9 protein-coding genes and 1 pseudogene are annotated in these 18,977 nt (G+C 68.1%); 3 read left to right on the top strand and 7 right to left on the bottom strand.

The features are described from left to right. Positions 1 to 69: 69 nt before the first annotated feature. The 7 genes from C380_RS23095 to glnE form a co-directional block, all read right to left on the bottom strand. On the bottom strand, positions 70 to 654 hold the full coding sequence (locus C380_RS23095; RefSeq protein WP_043565794.1) for a glutathione peroxidase: 585 nt from the start codon (positions 652 to 654) through the stop codon (positions 70 to 72). 343 nt (positions 655 to 997) lie between these two features. Next, positions 998 to 2,209, bottom strand: coding sequence for an HD-GYP domain-containing protein (locus tag C380_RS23090; RefSeq protein WP_015016258.1), 1,212 nt, complete (start codon positions 2,207 to 2,209; stop codon positions 998 to 1,000). Positions 2,210 to 2,317: 108 nt separating this feature from the next. Then, complete coding sequence (locus C380_RS23085; protein ID WP_015016257.1) at positions 2,318 to 5,452, bottom strand: efflux RND transporter permease subunit; 3,135 nt, start codon at positions 5,450 to 5,452, stop codon at positions 2,318 to 2,320. A gap of 12 nt (positions 5,453 to 5,464) precedes the next feature. Next, a complete protein-coding gene (locus C380_RS23080) occupies positions 5,465 to 6,679 on the bottom strand; it encodes an efflux RND transporter periplasmic adaptor subunit (RefSeq protein ID WP_015016256.1) in 1,215 nt (404 codons plus the stop codon). 111 nt (positions 6,680 to 6,790) lie between these two features. Continuing rightward, positions 6,791 to 8,176 (bottom strand): efflux transporter outer membrane subunit, encoded by a 1,386-nt coding sequence (locus C380_RS23075; protein WP_015016255.1) that lies wholly within the window; start codon positions 8,174 to 8,176, stop codon positions 6,791 to 6,793. Next, positions 8,173 to 8,904 (bottom strand): TetR/AcrR family transcriptional regulator, encoded by a 732-nt coding sequence (locus C380_RS23070; RefSeq protein WP_015016254.1) that lies wholly within the window; start codon positions 8,902 to 8,904, stop codon positions 8,173 to 8,175. The genes C380_RS23075 and C380_RS23070 overlap by 4 nt, the downstream gene beginning before the upstream one ends. Before the next feature lie 114 nt (positions 8,905 to 9,018). After that, positions 9,019 to 11,775 carry a bifunctional [glutamate--ammonia ligase]-adenylyl-L-tyrosine phosphorylase/[glutamate--ammonia-ligase] adenylyltransferase gene (glnE, locus tag C380_RS23065; RefSeq protein WP_051022604.1) on the bottom strand — a complete coding sequence of 919 codons (2,757 nt, stop codon included), beginning with the start codon at positions 11,773 to 11,775 and terminating at the stop codon, positions 9,019 to 9,021. A gap of 143 nt (positions 11,776 to 11,918) precedes the next feature. Here glnE and C380_RS23060 point away from each other — a divergent pair, with 143 nt between their 5' ends. From C380_RS23060 to C380_RS23050, 3 genes and pseudogenes are all read left to right on the top strand, one after another. Next, complete coding sequence (locus C380_RS23060; protein ID WP_015016252.1) at positions 11,919 to 16,076, top strand: YhdP family protein; 4,158 nt, start codon at positions 11,919 to 11,921, stop codon at positions 16,074 to 16,076. Continuing rightward, positions 16,073 to 16,888, top strand: a complete 816-nt coding sequence (locus C380_RS23055; protein ID WP_015016251.1) for a carbon-nitrogen hydrolase family protein — start codon at positions 16,073 to 16,075, stop codon at positions 16,886 to 16,888. Before C380_RS23060 ends, C380_RS23055 begins: the two co-directional genes overlap by 4 nt. Continuing rightward, positions 16,867 to 18,952 (top strand): annotated as a pseudogene (locus C380_RS23050) (nitrogen regulation protein NR(II)). Before C380_RS23055 ends, C380_RS23050 begins: the two are co-directional and overlap by 22 nt. Positions 18,953 to 18,977: the final 25 nt, after the last annotated feature.

Genomic DNA, 18,977 nt, shown 5'->3' with positions numbered 1-18,977 from the left:
GGGCCGCTGCGGCGAAGTTCCAGAGGGCGCCTGTATTTTTTTTCAAGAAATGTAAAGAAGTCATGGCGCTTACCGGGGAGTAGGCAGGGCGAGCTGCTGTTCGATGGCACGCACCAGGCCCTTGTTGTCCGGCCCGGTCAGGCTGGAGTAGTTGTCCACCAGCTTGCCGTCGCGGCCCAGCAGGTACTTGTGGAAGTTCCAGCGGGGCGCCGTGCCCGACAGCTGGGCCAGCTGCTGGTACAGCGGCGAGGCCTCCGGTCCTTTCACGCTGCTCTTGGCAAACATCGGAAATTTCACGCCGAAGGTGTTTTCGCAGAAGTCGGCGATTTCCTTGTTGCTGCCTTTTTCCTGGGCAAAGTCGTTGGACGGGAAGCCCAGCACCACCAGCCCCTTGTCCTTGTAGCGGGCATACAGCTCTTCCAGCCCCTTGTACTGGCCGGTAAAGCCACAGAAGCTGGCTGTGTTGACCACCAGAACCACCTTGCCGCTGTATTGGCACAGCGACTGGGGCTTTTCGTCCTGCAGGCGCGGGAAGGTGTGCTGCAGCGTGGCCGGGCACCCGGCAGGCGCGTCGGCCGCCTGGGCGGCGGGCGCCAGCAACAGCCAGGCCCCCAGGGCGGCAGCGGTCGAGAGGAGTCTTGTGAGGCGATTCATAGGACTTTGGGCAGTGAGTGCAGCCAATTTAACCATTTCATCATTTTTTGTCCACATGAGTTTTTATTTGTACTGAATGGTTTACGTGGCGCGCACGCGTTTGGATTCAGATTTCGGCAGGAAACGGGACGCGGGGGGGGGGCAAAAAGCGGCCGCGCAGTGCCACCGGCGCCAGCCCATGGCTGGGCAGGGAAAGGAGGGGATACGGCGTCAGCCCCTGTGACGGACGGCAGGAGCCACGCATGGGGCGACGCTCCATGCACGTATCAGAGGGGAGGCGTAGCGCTCCGCAGACAGCGGCGGCGCGCGGAAACTGGGAGGGATTTCAGCGCCCTCCCAGGCGTCAGACCATCTGCAGCAGGCGGTCCAGCGACAGGTTGACGCGCACGTCCTTGAACGCCACCACGCCGGTGACCTTCCAGGGCGGCATGCCCGTGTCGCGGGGAATGGGTTCGCCCGTGGCCATGCCGTCGCGGTTGGTCACCACGGCCACGCGGGGGGTGGTGGCGGTGGTGCCCCGCCGGATGACCACGCCCACTTCACGGCTGGCCAGGCGCACAAAGGCACCCGGGGGGTAGACGCCCAGCGTCTTGACGAGGGCGGCCCCGGCCTCGTCCACCTGGTGTTCTTCGTCGTAGTAGCTGGCCTGCATGGCGGCGGTGACGGGCATGGGCAGCCGCGCCGCACGGGGGGCCAAGCGGGCGCCAAAAATGTCGGCGCGCTGCAGCAGGCGTGCCATCTGCTGGGCTTCGGTCTTCTTGGACAGCGGCCCGGGCGTGCGGTGGTGGTGGCAGCGCACGGCCTCCAGCCACACCGGGTCGGCCACGCCCAGGTGGCGCAGCAGCGCCTCGGACCGCGCCGCGTGGTCTTCCACGGCCGCGATCTGGGTCGCGGTGAGGGGTTGGGTCTGCAGCACCAGCTGGTCCTGCAGCTCGGTCATGGCGATGTTCATGCTCAGCGCCGCGTGCCCCAGTTGCTGCACGCGGCTGCCGGGCCAGCGCAGCATCTCGCGGGCGACCACCATGCACACGCAACTGACCAGCATGGAGTGGGTGGCGCTGTACATGCGTGTTTCCTGGGCCGACAGGTAAATCAGGCCCAGCAAGGTGGCGTCGGGGGTCTGTTCGCAATGGCGCGCCAGTTCGTCGTGCAGCGCCTGGAAGCGCCCGCCGAAGTCGCTGGGCGACGGAGAGCGCAGCAACTGCGTGGCGCGCAACTGCAGTTCGGGCCAGTCGGGCAGGGTCTTGCCTGCACGCGCGGCGGCTGCAGCGGCGGCCTGCTCGCCCGCCGTCATCTTCATGGCGGCGATTTCGCCCAGGTTGGTGTCGGCGATCAGCATGCGCTGCAGCTGCGCCAGGTAGGCGCGGTGGCTGCCGCCGGATTCGTCGGTGTCCACGCACAGCTCGCGGCCCCGTTCGACCAGCTTGGCCAGCTCGTCGCGGGTGCGGATCACATAGCCCTTTTGCGCCAGCAACACGCCATCGGCCCCCCGCAGCACAAAAGGCAAGGGGTGGCCCAGCTGGATGGATTCGATGTTGAGGCTGACGAGGTTCATGGTGCGCGTTGCATTATCCGACGGCTACCCCTCGCCAAAGCCCGCGCAACCCCCGTGATTGCCCTGCTTTTTGGGCTCACGCCGGGGGGGGCGCGCCAAGTGCGGGCGTCAGGGGGCGGAATGCGGCGTTGATGGCGCCGTGGCCGGGGCTGCGGGGGCCGCCGGTGCGCCCGGGGCATGGCGCCCCCCGCGCAGGCGGCGGACCAGCCGCCCGAACCCCTGTCCCAAGTCGTCCACCCCGGTGAACACTGCCGGAATCACCAAGAGGCTCAGCAGCGTGGAGGTGATGAGCCCGCCAATCACCGCCACCGCCATCGGCGAGCGAAAGCTCGCGTCCGCAGCCCCCAGGCCGATGGCGATGGGCAGCATGCCCGCGCCCATGGCCAGCGTGGTCATGATGATGGGCCGTGCGCGCTTGTGGCAGGCATCGATCAGCGCCTCAAAACGCGTCATGCCGTGTTCGCGCCGCGCCAGGATGGCGTATTCCACCAGCAGGATGGAGTTTTTGGTGGCAATGCCCATGAGCATGATCAGCCCGATGAGCGAGGGCATCGAGAAGCTCTTTTGTGCAATCAGCAGCCCCACAAACGCACCGCCCAGCGACAGCGGCAGCGCCGCCAGGATGGTCACCGGGTGCAGGAAGTCCTTGAACAACAGCACCAGCACGATGTAGATGCACAGCACGCCAGTGAGCATGGCCAGGCCGAAGCTGGCAAACAGCTCGCCCATCATTTCGGCGTCACCAATCGTGATCTGGCGCACGCCCGGCGGCAGGTTCTGTATGGAGGGCAGCGCCTCCACCGCCTTGGTCACGTCGCCCAGCGGCTGGCCCGAGAGTTCGATCTCGAAGTTCACATTGCGTGCGCGGTCATAGCGGTCCACCACGGCCGGGCCGCCGCTGAACTCCAGCGTGGCCACCTGGCCCAGCATCACCGGGCCCTTGGCGCCGGGCACCGGCAGCCGCTCCAGCAGCGACAGGTCCTTGCGTGCATCGTCCTGCAGCTTGACGACGATGGGCACCTGGCGCGCGGCCAGGTTGAGCTTGGGCAGCGATACGTCGTAGTCGCCCACGGTGGCGATGCGCAGGGTCTCGGCGATGGCGCTGCTGGTGACACCCAGGTCGGCGGCGCGGGCGAAGTCGGGGCGCACGGCGATCTCGGACCGCACCAGGCTGGCGGTGGACGAGATGCTACCGAGGCCGGGGATGGTGCGCAGGTCCTTCTCGACCGCCAAGGCGGCCGTGGTCAGCGCTTGCGGGTCGTCGCCCGTGAGCACCAGCACGTACTTCTCGCCCGATCCGCCCAGGCCCACCTTGCTGCGCACACCGGGCAGCGTCTCCAGCGCGGCGCGGATCTGGTTCTCGATGCCCTGCTTGCGCGGCCGGTCGCCGCGCGGGGACAGCAAGATGGTCAGCGTGGCCTTGCGCGTTTCGGTGCTGGCGCCGCCCATGAAGGGGTCAGTGCCGGCCGAGCCGCCGCCAATGGTGGTGTACACGCTTTGCACATGCTCCACCTGGGCGATGCGCTGGCGCGCGTCTTCGGCCACGGCACGCGTCTGCCCCAGCGTGGCGCCGGGCGGTAGCTCCAGGTACACCTGGGTCTGCGAGTTGTCGTCCGGCGGGATGAAGCCCGTGGGCAGCAGCGGGATCAGCGCCAGCGAGCCGATGAAGAACGCCGCTGTGGCGATGAAGGTCATCCACCGGTGCTTGATGCACCACGCGGCCCAGCGCAGGTACACCGTCATCCAGCGCGGCTCCTTGTGGTCTCCCACGATGGGCTTCAGGATGTAGGCCGCCATCATGGGCGTGAGCAGGCGGGCCACCACCAGACTGGCAAACACCGCGAGCGACGCCGTCCAGCCAAACTGCTTGAAGAACTTGCCCGCAATGCCGCTCATGAACGCCGTGGGCAAAAACACCGCGATCAGCGTGAAGGTGGTGGCGATCACGGCCAGGCCGATCTCGTCGGCCGCCTCCATGGCCGCCTGGTAGGGCGTCTTGCCCATGCGCAGGTGGCGCACGATGTTCTCGACCTCCACGATGGCGTCGTCTACCAGGATGCCTACCACCAGCGACAGCGCCAGCAGCGTGATCACGTTGATCGAGAAGCCCAGCCAGTACATGCCGATGAACGCCGGGATCACCGACAGCGGCAGCGCCACAGCCGACACAAACGTCGCGCGCCAGTCGCGCAGGAACAGCCACACCACCAGCACGGCCAGCAGGGCACCTTCGTACAGCAGGTGCATGGAGCCGTCGTATTCCTCCTGCACGGGCTGCACGAAGTTGAAGGCCTCGGTGATTTCCAGGTCGGGGTGCTGCGTACGCATCTCCTGCAGGGCCGCCTGCACGGCAGCACCCACTTCCACTTCGCTCGCGCCCTTGCTGCGCGCCACCTCAAAGCCCACCACCGGCTTGCCGTTGAGCAGCGCCAGCGCGCGGGGCTCGGCGATGGTGTCCGTCACTGTGGCCACCTGGTCCAGCCGCACATGGCGGCCATCGGACAGGGCCAGCGTCAGGCCCGCCAGCTCCTGCGCCGACTGCACCGTGGCCAGCGTGCGCACCGGCTGCTCGCTGCCGCCCAGGTCGGTGCGGCCGCCGGCGCTCTCAGTCTGCACCAGCCGCAGCTGGCGCGACACATCGGCCGCCGTGGCGCCCAGGGACTGCAGCTTGACCGGGTCGAGCGCCACATGCACCTCGCGCTGCACGCCACCCACGCGGTTGACGGCGCCCACGCCGCGCACGGTGAGCAGCTTCTTGGCCACGGCGTCGTCCACAAACCAGGACAGCGCCTCATCGTCCATGCGGGCCGACGCGATGGTAAAGGCCAGCACGGGCTGCGCGGCCAGGTCCATCTTGGTCACGATGGGGTCGCGCACGTCGCCCGGCAGGTCGCCGCGCACGCGGGCCACGGCCGAGCGCACATCGTCCAGCGCCTCCTGCGTGGGCTTCTCCAGCCGGAACTCGGCGGTGATGGTGGCGCCGCCGTCCTGCACCTTGGTGTAGATGTGCTTGAGGCCCTGCAGCGTGGCGATGCTGTTCTCGATCTTGCGCGCCACGTCGTTCTCCAGCTGCGCGGGCGAGGCGCCGGGCAGCGCCACCGTGACGGAGATCGTGGGCAGGTCGATGTCGGGAAAGTTCTGCACCTTCATCGCGTTGAAGGACAGCAGGCCGCCGAAGGTCAGCAGCACAAACAGCATCAGCGCCGGTATGGGGTTCTTGATGGACCAGGTGGATACATTCATCTGGAATGCTCCTCAATTGATAGCTGCTAGCGCATGATCCACTAGCGCTACAGGCACTTTTTGCATGAAATGTCCGCTGGAGGACTGCTTGCCCGCCGCTGGCGCCGCCGCAGGGGCTGCCACGCGCACGAGGTCGCCATCGTTCAAAAAGCCCGCACCGCGCACGGCGACGGAGGCTCCGGCGTCCAGGCCCGACAGCACCTCGACCCGGTCGGCCACGCGGCGGCCGGTCTGGACCTTGCGCATCTGCACGCGCTGGTCGCCGCCCACCACAAACACGTACGAGAACCCGTCGCGCACCACCAGCGCCTCCTGCGGCACGGTGAGCGCGTCGCTGCTGCCCAGCGCGAAGTCGCCCCGCGCAAACATCCCGGCTCGGAAGTCCGCATTGGCGGGCAGATCCACGTAGACCAGCGCATTGCGCGTCTGCGGGTCCACCGTGGGCGCGACCATGCGCACGGTGCCCTCGGCCACGGCGCCGCTTGCTGCGGTGACGCTGACTTTGGCGCCGGGCTGGATGCGCCGCAGCTCGGTGGACGTGACCTCGGCGCGCCACTCCAGGCGGCCCTTGCGCACCATGCGGAACAGCTCTGTGCCGGCACCCACCACCGCGCCCACCGTAGCGGTGCGCGCCGAGATCACGCCACTGTCAGGCGCCACCACCTGGGTGTATTTGAGGCGCAGCTGCTGCGCGTTCAACGCGGCCTGGGCAGCCTCCACGCGGGCCTTGGCGGTTTGCTCGGCGGTGGTGAACTGCTGGATCTGCTGCTGGCTGAGTGCGCCCGTGGCTTGCAACGAGCGGGCGCGGTCGGCATTGGCGGCGGCCTCGGCCGCATTGGCCTGGGCTTCGAGCAGGCTGGCGCGGCTCTGGGCCACATCGGCCAACACCGTGTCGGCCGAGAAGGTGGCCAGCACCTGCCCGGCCTTGACCACATCGCCCACGTTCACACGCACGTCGGTCAAGCGCAGGCCGTTGCTCTCGGCCCCAATGCTCGCCTCTTGCCAGGCCGCGATGTTGCCGTTGGCAGCCAGGCGCAGCGGCACCTGCATGCGCTGCGGTTGCGCCGTGCTGACGGTGAGCGCAGGCCGGGGCTGGCCCGCCTTGGGTTCATCGGCGGCACGCGATGCACCCGAGAAAACCAGCGCACCGCCCGTGGCCAGCACGCAGGCGGTGATCACGGCGAAGGCGGTGGGGGAAAACTTGAAGGAGAAGGAGGAGTGTTGCATGTGCATCTGTCCTGAAAAATTCATATCAGCTATGCATGGTGTTGGGCGTCGCCCACTGCGCTTGAAACCGGCGATGCGCAGGCGAGGCGCAAAGCGCCTTAGAGGGATGTCTCATAGCTTCCACCCGCCGCCAGCGGCGCGGTACAGCGCTATCCAGGCGGTCTGGCGCTCGTGTTGCAGCGCGATCAGCGCGTTCTCGGCGGCCAGTGCTGTGCGCCGGGCATCTTCCAGCTCCACCAGACTGGCCAGGCCACCACGCCAGCGCGCCTCGGTCGCGTCGAACGATGCGCGGTAGCCGTCGGCGGCAGTGCGCGCGCTGGCGCTGCGCTCGGCCGTGCTTTGCAGGCGCACCAGGGCTTGCTCGACCTCGCTCACGGCCTGGCGCACCTTGGCCCGGTACTGCGAGGCGGCCTCGTCGTAGCGGGCCTGCGCCGCATCGGTCTGCGCAGCGCGGCGGCCACCGTCAAAGAGGGGCACACTGAGCGCCAGCGGGCCGATGGTCCAGGTGTTCAGGTCGGTGGTTACGCCCCCCGTGCGCACCTGGGCTGCACCCACGCTGCCGCTGAGGGTCAGGCGTGGGTAGCGCTGGGCCTGGGCGCTGGCGACGTCGGCACTGGCGGCCGCCACTTCGCGCTCGGCGTTGTACACGTCGGGGCGCTGGGCCAGCACATGGGCGGGCAGTGCGTCCACGGTAAATAAGGTGTCCGGGGCCGCAGCCACCGGCTGGGCCAGCCGGGTGCGCAGCGTGGGTTCTTCCCAGCCGGTGAGCGCCACCAGGGCCTTGACTTCCACATCGCATTGCATGCGCTGCTGCGAGGCGCGGGCCTGGGCCTCGGCGGCGCTGGCACGGGCCAGTGCGGCCGTGGCGGGCGCCGTGAAGCCCGCGCGCTCACTCAGCTGGGACAGGCGGGACGTTTCACCACGGGACTGCGCGTCGCGCTCGGCCACCTGCTGCTGGGCCAGGCAGGTGCGGATGCTGCTGGTCTGCTGTGCTACTTCGGCCGCCACGCTCACACGCGCCTCGTGCCACAGGGCCTGTGCGCCCGCCAGCCGCTCATCGGCCGCAGTTTTGGCGGCGCGGTTGGCGCCAAACAGTTCCAGCTCCCAGCTGGCCTGCAGTCCGGCCTGCGATGTGGTGGCCACGCGGGCCAGTTGGTCATTGAAGCCCCGGCTGGCGCTGGCCTGAGCGTCAAGCGCGGGCAACAACGCCGCCCGGCTACCGACTTGCGTGGCGCGGGCCTGCGCAATGCGCGACTGGGCCTGCGCGATGCCGGGGCTCACGGCCTGGGCGGCGTCGATCAGCTCGACCAGCAGCGGATCTTGCAGCTGGGTCCACCAGCGGGCCATGTCCGTGAGGGAACCCTGGTGCGGCAAGGGAGCCTGCCAGGCCAGGGGGGGCGTCGCGGGCACCTGGGCGGGCGGCGCGGACACCGCGCAGGCACCCAGGGCCAGGGGCAGCAACGCGGCCCATGTGAAACGGGTTATGCGTAGGTTCATGCGTTGGATTCCTTCTTGTGTGAAGTCCTCAAAGTGCGACGCGCAGGCCGTTGTGTGGCCTGCCGTCGGGCGATCTCTCCTTGCACCATGCTCAGGGCGTAGCCGGTCAGCCGCTCCACCCATTGGTCCACCACCCCGGCTGTTGCCAGCTGGGGGGCAATGGCCACCAGGGGGTCGCGCTGCGTCCACAGCTGCATCACCAGGCCAGCCAGAGAGAAGGCCAGCCGGTGCATGTCGTCGTCCACCACCGGCACGCCCATGTGGCGGCACAGCACCTGAACCAGCGCCATGTGGGGGGCGCGGCACTCGCGTTCGATGAGTTCGGGCCAGACATGGGTAGGGTCCAGCAACTCGCGCACATGCAGGCGCAGTGACTGCGTCACCAGGTCGTCGTGCTTGAGCGGTTCCAGAAAGCCCGCGAAATAGTGATGCAGCGCGCCCTGCAGGTCCAGGGCCGGGTCGGCAAACACCGGGATCAGATCGCTGCCGCTGCCGAAAGGCTCGTAGAACGTGGCGGTGTACAGCTGGGCTTTGTCGCCAAAGTGGTAAGCAATGGCGGCCACATTGGTGCCCGCCGCCTGGGCGATGGCGCGCACTGACGTCTGGGCAAAGCCTTTTTCGGAGAACAGCTGCAGCGCGGCCTGCAGCAGGCGGGCACGCGTGTCTTCACCGTCGCTGCGGGCGGTGCGCTGGGCTGCAGCGGGAATGGGGTGGGCACCGGAACTCATGGCCCCGGATTACACCACCAGAATTCAAACAGTTGTTTGAATTAATGAATTTTTCAGAAACTGCCGCTGCATCAAAGTGCAACCGGTTGTCACTGCGCTTAAGGTCGTCGCATGCTACGGCGCAGTGCCAAACACGGCCTGCCACAGCGCCAGCACGGCATCGCGCTCGGCCTGCAGTGCGGGTGGCGTGACCTGGGTGGGCGCCTCGTCCAGCCGCGCCACGTGTTGTACCCGGCGCAGTTCGCGGTAGGCGTCGGCGGCTGCGTGGCCCACGCCTGGGGGCAGCAGGCCCACTTGCTCGGCCCGCTGCAGCAGTGCAATGTTGCCCAGGTTGCCACGCAATTCGGGGTGGGCGGCAGACTGCGAGAGCACCAGGTACTGCACGGCAAATTCGGCGTCCACCATGCCGCCCGGGCTGTGCTTCACGTCGAAGCGACCGGCGGGCGTGGGGTGGGCTGAGCGCACCCGCTCGCGCATGGTCACGATCTCGCCCCTCAACGCCAGCGGGTCGCGGGCAGACGTGATGACGGCCTCGCGCACAGCGTCAAAGCGCTCGCGCAAGGCCTCGCTGCCCATCACAAACCGCGCGCGTGTCATGGCCTGGTGCTCCCAGGTCCAGGCGGTGTTGCTGCCGCGTTGCTGCTGGTAATTGGCGTAGGCCTCGAAGCTCGTCACCAGCAGGCCCGAGTTGCCATTGGGCCGCAGGGCCGTGTCGATCTCGTACAGGTCGCCCTCGCCCGTCTTGACGGTCAGCCAGTTGATGAGCTTGCGCACAAAGGCCGCGTACACCTCGGGGGCGCGCTCATCGTCGTCGTCGAACACAAAGACGATGTCCAGGTCGCTGCCGTAGCCCAGCTCCTTGCCGCCTAGCTTGCCGTAGCCAATGATGGCGAACTGGGGTTCGTCGCGGTGGCGGTTCTTGAGGCGGCTCCAGCACCACTGGCTGGTGATGCGCAGCACGCTGTCGGCCAGCGCGCTGAGGTCGTCGGCCACTTGCTCGACCGTGATGCGGCGCTCCACGTCGCGCGCCAGGGTGCGGAAGGTTTCGGCATGCTGCGCACGGCGCAGCAGGTTGAGCAGGGTTTCGTCGTCGTCCTCACCGGTGGAGCGCAGCGACGCCAGGCGCATGCCCAACTCGCGTTCAAAGTCGGCCACCACAAAACGCTCGGACAGCAGTGCGTCGCCCACCAGCTCGTCGATCACGCCGGGGTGCTGCAGCAGGTACCTTGCGGGCCACTTGGCCGCGCCCAGCAGGTGCAGCAGCTGTTCGTGCACCGACGGCCGCTCCAGCAACAGCGCCAGATAGCTTTCGCGCCGCAGCAGCGGCTCGAGCCAGTTGGCCAGGCGCACGGTGGCCTCTTCGGTGACGCGTCCTTCCTTGAGCCACTGGGCCGTGCGCTGCACCAGGCGGAACAGGCGCGCGCGCGCTTCGTCACGCAGTCCGGCCACGCGCGGGTGGTTGCGCCACTCGGCCACACGCTCGCGAAAGCCCGGTGGCAGCTGCTCCAGCAGGCCTTCCAGTTCCGGGGGCGGCGGTGCCGCTGCCCGGGGGCCGCCACAGCCGCCGCCGCTGCATTGCTTTTTGCCGTTGCCTCCCAGCAGGGTGTCGAACTCCTGGGCCACCAGCTCACGGTGTGCGTCCAGCTCGTGCAGGAAGGCGCAGCAGTCCTTGTAGCCCAGGGTGCTGGCGATCCAGGCCAGGTCGTCATCGCGCGTGGGCAGCACGTGGGTCTGCTGGTCGTCCAGGTACTGGATGCGGTGCTCCACCCGGCGCAAAAACACATAGGCCCGGGCCAGCGCGTCGGCGGTCTCCTGGGGCATCAGGCCCGCGTGGGCCAGGCGCTGCAGCGCATCCAGCGTAGGGCGGCGGCGCAGCTCGGGGAACTGCCCGCCGCGCACCACCTGCAGCAGCTGCACGGTGAATTCGATCTCGCGGATGCCGCCGCGCGAGAGCTTGACGTCGTTGGCGCGCTCGGGGTGCCCGGCGCTGCGTTTGGACGCATGGTCCCGGATCTGGCTGTGCAGCGAACGCAGCGCGTCGAACACGCTGTAGTCCAGGTAGCGGCGGAACACAAACGGCAGGACCACGCCGCGCAGTGCTTGCACCTCGGGGCGGCCAATGCAGTCGCGCGGGGCCACTACACGGCTCTTGAGCCAGGCAAAACGTTCCCATTCGCGGCCCTGCACCTGCAGGTATTCCTCCAGCGCGGCCAGGGATACCGACGCGGGGCCCGAGTTGCCGTTGGGCCGCAGGGCAAGGTCCACCCGGAAGACAAAGCCATGCTCGGTGGTGTCGCCCACCAGGCTGTAGATGGCCTTGACGGCGCGCGCAAAGTATTCGTGGTTGGAGATGCGGCCCCGGCTATCGGGCATGCCAGCGGTTTCGCCATCGTGCTCATACACATAGATGAGGTCGATGTCGCTGGAGACATTGAGCTCGCGGGCACCCAGTTTGCCCATGCCGATGATCCACAGCTGCACGGGCTGGCCCTGCGGGCCGCGCGGTGCGCCATGGCGTTCGTCCAGCTCGCGGCGCGCCTGCTGGCAGGCGCGGTCCAGGGCCAGTTCGGCCAGTTCGGTCACGGCCCGGGTGATGTCGGCCAGGGGAGTCTGTGCCTCGCAGTCCAGTTGGATCAGGCGTTCCATGACCAGCTGGCGCAGCACGCGCAGCGCGGTGCCGGTATCGCAGCCGCGTGCGCACAGAGCGTCATAGGCCTGCTCCATGGTCGCAAGCACCGGAACACCGGGTGGCAGCAGCGGACGGTCGTTGGCGTAGCGGCGGTGCAGGCGCTGGTAGAAGCGGGAATGTTCGGCCAGGGGGCCCTCGGGCAGGGGCAGGTGGCAGCGGGGGTCAGACAGAGAGGGATGCATGGCAGCCACAGCCGGATGTTGGACGGGGAGCGGGGTGCTGGTGTGCGGGCCCGACGGCATACAAAAGCTCACTGGGCACTCGGGTCGCGAGTGAACCCACGCCAGGGCTGCGGGTCATAATTCCTGCCACTTTCCATCTCACCATGATCGATCCCACCTCGCACCCCTCACGCCTGCTGAAAATAGTTGCAGGTTTTGCGCGGTGGTCGCTGGGATTGTTGCTCGCGTTCTGGCTGCTGCTGACCATCGCATGGGGGGCTCTTCATGGCTGGATTGTGCCGCGAATCGGTGATTTCCGCCCACAGTTGCAGGCGCAGGCCGCACGGGTATTGGGGGTTCCCGTGCAGATCGGCGCCATCGTGGCCCGCACCGAGGGGCTGATCCCGTCCATCGAGCTGTCTGACGTCGCGCTGCTGGATGCAGCAGGCCGTACCGCGTTGCGCCTGCCGCGGGTGGTGGTGGCGCTGTCGCCCCGTTCGCTGCTGCAGTGGGGGTTCGAGCAGCTTTACATCGAAGGCCCGGACCTGGATGTGCGGCGCGCGAGCGACGGGCGCATCTATGTGGCGGGGTTGGAATTTGCCCAGAACCAGGGCGATAGCAGCGCGGCGGCCGACTGGTTGTTCTCGCAGGGCGAGGTCTACATCAAGGGTGGCACGGTGCGCTGGACCGACGAGCAGCGCGGCGCCCCCGAGCTGGCGCTGGAAAAGGTGGACCTGGTTTTGCGCAACGGTAACTGGCACCACAACCTTCGGGTGGATGCCACACCGCCGCCGGAATGGGGCGACCGTTTCAGTCTGGTCGGTCTGTTTCGCGCGCCGCTGCTGCGCGCCCGCGATGGCAACTGGAAGCACTGGAGCGGCCAGGTGTTTGCCCACTTCACGCGGGTCGATGTGTCGCACCTGCGGCACCACGCCGATGTGGGCATCGAGGTGGCGCAGGGCCGAGGCGCGCTGCGGGCCTGGGCCGATGTGCGCAGCGGGCAGGTGGTGGGCGGCACAGCCGACCTGGCGCTGGCCGATGTGAACACCACGCTTGCGGCCGATCTGCGCCCGCTGGTTCTGCCTTCCATCCAGGGCCGGCTGGGGGGGCGTCGGCTCACCGGCGGGTTTGAATTCTCGACGCAGGCGCTGCAGTTCCAGACCGACGACGGCCTGACCTGGCCCGGCGGCAACTTGCGGCTGGTGCACACCGATGCCAACGGCAAGGCCCCGGCGCAAGGCGAATTGCGGGCCGACCGGCTGGACTTGGCGGCGCTGGCGCAGGTTGCCAGCCGTCTGCCGCTCGGAGCGGCCGCCCACGACGCCTTGCGCACCTACACGCCCCAGGGGCTGGTGGACGAGATCCAGGCCACCTGGAAGGGGCCGCTGGATGCGCTGCAGCAGTACCAGGTCAAGGGGCGCATCCAGGGGCTGGCGCTGGCCGGTGCTACGGATGGCTCGGCCCCCGCCCATCTGGGTCTGCGTGGCGCCAATGTGGACATCGACATGACCCAGGCAGGGGGCAAGGCAGCGCTGACCATGGCGTCGGGGGCGCTGGTGCTGCCGGGGGTGTTCGAGGAACCCGTCCTGCCGCTCGACCGGCTCAGTGCCGATGTGCGCTGGCAGGTGGACGGTGGCCGCGTCGCCGTGCAGGCCAACGATGTGCAGTTTGCCAATGCCGATGCCCAGGGCGATGCCCGCGCCACCTGGCATACCAGCGACCCCTCTAAGGCGCCCCACCGGTCGCGTTTTCCGGGGGTGCTGGACCTCACCGGCACGCTGCACCGCGCTGACGGCACACGCGTGCACCGCTACCTGCCCCTGTCGATTCCCGCCGAATCCCGCCACTACGTGCGCGATGCGGTGGCCGCTGGCAGCGCCAGCAATGTGCAGTTCCGGGTCAAAGGGGACTTGCACGACCTGCCTTTCAATGACCCCAAGCAGGGCGAGTTCCGCATTGCGGCGCGCGTCAAGGACGTCACCTACGCCTACGTGCCCACCGCGCTGCAACCCGCAGGCACCCTGCCCTGGCCGGCGCTGACCGATCTGGGGGGGGAGCTGATTTTTGAACGCTCGTCCATGCAGGTGCGCGGCGCCAGCGGCGGCTTTGCGGGTAGCAAGGGCTTGCGCCTGTCCAAGGTCGAGGCGCGCATTCCAGACCTGGCGCATACCGTGGTCGGCGTGAGTGCCGATGCGCGCGGCCCGCTGGCCGAGCTGCTCACGCTCATGACCACCTCGCCGCTGGGCCGTATGACGGGCAATGCGCTGGAGCAGGCCAGCGGCACGGGCAACGCCGACTTCCAGCTGCGGTTGAGCCTGCCCATCAGCGACATCAACAAATCCAAGGTGCAGGGCAGCGTCACGTTGGCGGGTAACGAACTGCGCATCACCCCCGACACCCCTGCGCTCACCCGCGTGCGGGGCGCCGTGCAGTTCAGCGAGACCGGGTTTGCGCTGTCCAATGTGCAGGCCCAGGCGCTGGGTGGCCCCGTGCGGCTGGAAGGCGGTATGCGCGCGCTGGCGGCCAATGCCCTGGCCACCGAGTCGGCCGTGCAGATCCGTGCCCAGGGCACCGCCACGGCCGAGGGGCTGCAGCAAACCCCGCAGCTGGGCATGTTGTCGCAACTGGCGCGGCGGGCCACTGGTAGCGCACCGTACACCCTGGCCCTGTCGTTTCGCCGCGGGGTGCCTGAGCTGCAGGTGAACACCAGCTTGCAGGGCCTGGCCTTGGCCTTGCCGCCCCCGTTGGGCAAGGCTGCGGACAGCAGCCTGCCCTTGCGCTTCGACAACCAGGTGGCGCGCGAATCGTTGGCGGGCTTGGCGAACAACAACGGCAACGGGAGCAATGCCCCACCGCTGCGAGACCAGATCACGCTCGACCTGGGGCCGCTCGGATCGGCCACCTATGTGCGCGACCTGAGCGGCCCCCAGCCCCGCGTGCTGCGCGGCGCCATCGGTGTGGGCCTGAGCAATGGCGAGTTCGCCCCCATGCCTTCACAAGGTGTGGCCGCCAACATCAACCAGGGCAAGCTGGACGTGGATGCGTGGGACGATGTGCTCACCCGGGCCACTGCCGCCGAGTCCACCGCGCGCAGCGCTGGAGCGACCGCCGCACCGGTGGGGCAGGCCATGGCGCAGGACTATCTGCCCACCACGCTGGCGCTGCGTGCGCGGGAACTCACTCTGCAAGGCCGCACCTTGCACAACGTGGTGGCTGGCGTGCTGCGTGAGGGCACCACCTGGCGTGCCAACCTCGATGCCACCGAACTCAATGGCTATCTGGAATACCGCCAGCCCGGGTCGCCCGAGTTCAGCAACGGCCGCTTGTTTGCCCGCCTGTCGCGGGTGAACATGCCGCAAAGCGATGTGACCCAGGTCGAAGAGCTGCTCAACGAGCAACCGGGCAACTTGCCCGCGCTGGACATTGTGGTGGACGACTTTGAGCTGCGGGGCAAGCGGCTGGGGCGGGTGGAGATGGAGGCCCAGAACCGGGGCGGTGAGGGCGTGCTGCGTGAGTGGCGCCTGTCCAAGTTCAACATCACCGCGCCTGAGGCGGCATTCACCGCCAGCGGCAACTGGGCGGTGCTCAACGCCGCTGCGGCCGGCCCCCGCTCTGCCGAGCGGCGCACGGTGCTGAGCTTCAAGCTCGATATTCGCGATTCGGGCGACCTGCTGGCCCGCCTGGGCATGGCCAACGTGGTGCGGCGTGGCAAGGGCCGCATGGAAGGGCAGGTGGGCTGGATTGGCGCACCGTTCAGCCCCGACTACCGCAGCATGACGGGGCAGATCAACCTGAATGTCGAGTCCGGCCAGTTTCTCAAGGCCGATCCCGGGCTTGCCAAGCTGCTGGGCGTGCTCAGTTTGCAGTCGCTGCCGCGCCGGCTGACTCTCGATTTTCGGGATGTGTTCAGCGAAGGTTTTGCATTCGATTTTGTGCGGGGCGATGTGCGCATCGAGCGCGGCGTGGCCACCACCAACAACCTGCAGATGAAGGGCGTCAACGCAGCCGTGCTGATGGAAGGCAGCGCCAACATCGACCAGGAAACGCAGGACCTGCGTGTGGTCGTGGTGCCTGAGATCAATGCCATGACCGCCTCGCTCGTGGCCACGGCCATCAACCCGGTGATTGGCCTAGGCAGCTTTTTGGCCCAGGTGTTTTTGCGTGGCCCGCTCATTGAGGCGGCCACGCAGGAGTTCCGCATCGACGGTACCTGGACCGATCCCCGGGTGGTGCGCGTGGCGCGCCGCGCACGCGAAGCGAGCCCTGCCACCGAAGCGGCGCCCCGCGCCAGCCCACCCCCCAAGACCGGAGAACCTTCATGAAAGTCGCTGCCATCCAGATGGTGTCCAGCACCGCGCTGGACGACAACCTGCGGGTTGCGCGTGAGCTGCTGGAGCAGGCTGTGCTGGGCGGCGCCGAGCTGGCGGTGTTGCCAGAGTATTTTTGTCTGATGGGATACAAGGACACCGACAAGCTCGCCTTGCGCGAGACCGCAGGCTCCGGAGTGATCCAGCAGTTTCTGGCTGACACCGCACGCGCGCTGCAGATATGGATTGTGGGGGGCACCCTGCCTATGGCCACCGATGCGCCGGACCGGGTGCGGAATACCACGCTGGTCTTTGACCCGACGGGTGCCTGCGTTGCGCGCTACGACAAGATCCACCTCTTTCGCTTCAGCAACGGCGCTGAACAGTACGACGAAGGCCGGGTCATCGACGCTGGCGATACCCCGGTGCAGTTTGACTTGCAAGCGCGCAGTGGTCAGCGGTGGCGCGTGGGGCTGTCCGTGTGTTACGACCTGCGCTTTCCGGAGCTGTACCGCGCGCATGCCCGAGCGGGGGCCGACCTGCTACTGGTGCCCAGCGCCTTCACGCACACCACGGGCCAGGCGCACTGGGATGTGTTGCTGCGTGCCCGCGCGGTAGAAAACCTGGCCTATGTGCTGGCCCCCGCCCAAGGCGGGGTGCACGCCAACGGTCGCCACACCTGGGGCCACAGCATGCTGGTGGACCCCTGGGGCAGCATCCTCGCGCAGCGCGATCAGGGTGCTGGCGTGGTGGCCGGCGAGCTGGATGTGCAGCGCCTGAGTGCCGTGCGCGCGCAGCTGCCCGCATTGACCCACCGCGTGCTGTGAAACCCACTCCCGTCAAACGCACCCTGCTGCAACGCTGGCGCGGCGCCTGGCGGCGCTGGTCGTTGTGGACCGCGCTGGTGCTGCTCGTGGTGTCCATGCTGGCCACCATGGTGTGGCTGGCCGGGCGCTACGAAGCCAGCCAGGTGCAGACGCGCCTGGAGCGCGACACGGCCGATGCAGTCTCGGACATCCGCACAGCGTTGACGCACAACCTGCAAAGCCTGCAGGCGCTGCCCAGTGACAACCCGAGCCACCTGGCCTGGGAGGTCGAGGCGTCCGACCTGCTGCGCAACCGCCGCGAGCTGGTGCGCATCGAGCTGCGCGATGCCAACCTGCGCATGCGCACCCATGTGCAATCGCCCTACCGCCCGGTGGCCTGGGACATGCGGCTGCGTGACAGCGGCCAGTCGGACCTCACCATCGCCTGCGCCAACGCGCGTCGCCTGGGGGGGGCCGGCGTATTCCAGCAGCTACTTCCAGCCCCATGGCGACGGCCTGGGCTCGGAGATGATGGAGCTGTGTGTTCCGCTATCGGCAAGCGGCCGCCCCCTGGGGTATCTCGTCGCGACCTATGCGCTGCAGGACATCTTGGCGAATCTGGTGGGGCACAACCTCACGCGCAGCCAGGAAGCCTCCTTCACCGAGGCCGACGGCACCCGGCTGGCGGTGCTGGGCGCGGCGCGTCGGGGGTCACGCATGTTTTCCGCGCAGCACCTGCTGGACTTGCCGGGCAGCACGCTGGTGCTGCGCATGGACAGCTGGCACAGCGCTCCCAGCCTGTTCCCCAATGTGCTGACGGCCCTGGTGACGGCCATGTCGATTGCGCTGGTGACGGTGATGGTCGTGCTGGTGCGCGACAACCGCCGCCGCCTGCGCGCGGAGCGCGACCTGGCCGATGCGCTGGCTTTTCGCAAGGCTATGGAGGACTCGTTGGTGACCGGGCTGCGCGCGCGCGACCTGGAGGGGCGCATCACCTACGTCAACCCGGCCTTTTGCGAGATGGTGGGCTTCAGCCCTCAGGAGCTGCTGGGTCTGAGCATGTCGGCCCCCTACTGGCCGCCCGAGCGTGTGGAGGAATACCGCCAGCGTCAGGCCATCCGCTTTGCGGGCACGATGCCGCCGCGCGAGGGGTTTGAGTCCGAGTTCATGCGCAAGGACGGCACGCGGTTTCCCGTGCTGATCATCGAGGCGCCGCTCATCAACGCCCAAGGCCAGCACACGGGCTGGATGAGCGCGTTCCTGGACATCAGCGAGCAGCGCCGGGTCGAGGAGCTTTCCCGCGCCTCGCAGGAGCGTCTGCAGGCCACGGCACGGCTGGCCACGGTCGGCGAGATGGCCTCGTTGCTCAGCCACGAACTCAACCAGCCGCTGGCCGCCATCTCCAGTTACGCCAACGGCTCCATCAACCTGCTGGAACATGCCGCGCCCGCCAGTGTCAGCGCTGTTGCCGGTGCTTCCTCCCCCGAGCAGGATGCCCTGGAGGATGTGCGCATGGCCATGCGCCAGATCGCCCGCCAGGCCGAGCGCGCGGGCCGCGTGATCAAGAGCGTGCACGACTTTGTGCGGCGCCGCGACCAGGCCCGCGAGGCCGTGCATGCGCAGCAATTGCTCGATGCCATCCTGCCATTGGTGAGTCTGCAGGCCCGCAAGCTGGGGGTGCGCGTGAACACATCCATCGAGCCCGGCCTGGCGCCCGCGCTGTGCGACCGCACCATGGTGGAGCAGGTGCTTCTGAACCTGGCGCGCAATGCCATGCAGGCCATGGATGACCCTGGTGTGCGCAATCGTGTGCTGGATATCCGGGTGCGGCGTGCAGCCTCCAACCCGCACAATGGCTGGATTGAATTTGCCGTCACCGACGTGGGAACCGGGATTCCTCCCGAAGTCGCGGAAAAGCTGTTCACCCCGTTCTTCACCACCCGCCCCGAGGGCATGGGCCTGGGGCTGAGCATGTGCCGCACCGTCATCGAACAACACGGCGGTTTCCTCGGATTTGCGCCGAATGAACCCCGTGGTACGGTATTTACCTTCACGCTGCCTGTGAACAATGGCGCCACGTCCTGAGGCATATGGCATGAGCCTTTGCCGA

The sequence above is a fragment of the Acidovorax sp. KKS102 genome (assembly GCF_000302535.1).
Taxonomy (GTDB): domain Bacteria; phylum Pseudomonadota; class Gammaproteobacteria; order Burkholderiales; family Burkholderiaceae_C; genus Acidovorax.
This window is presented reverse-complemented; position numbering and strand designations above follow the sequence as displayed.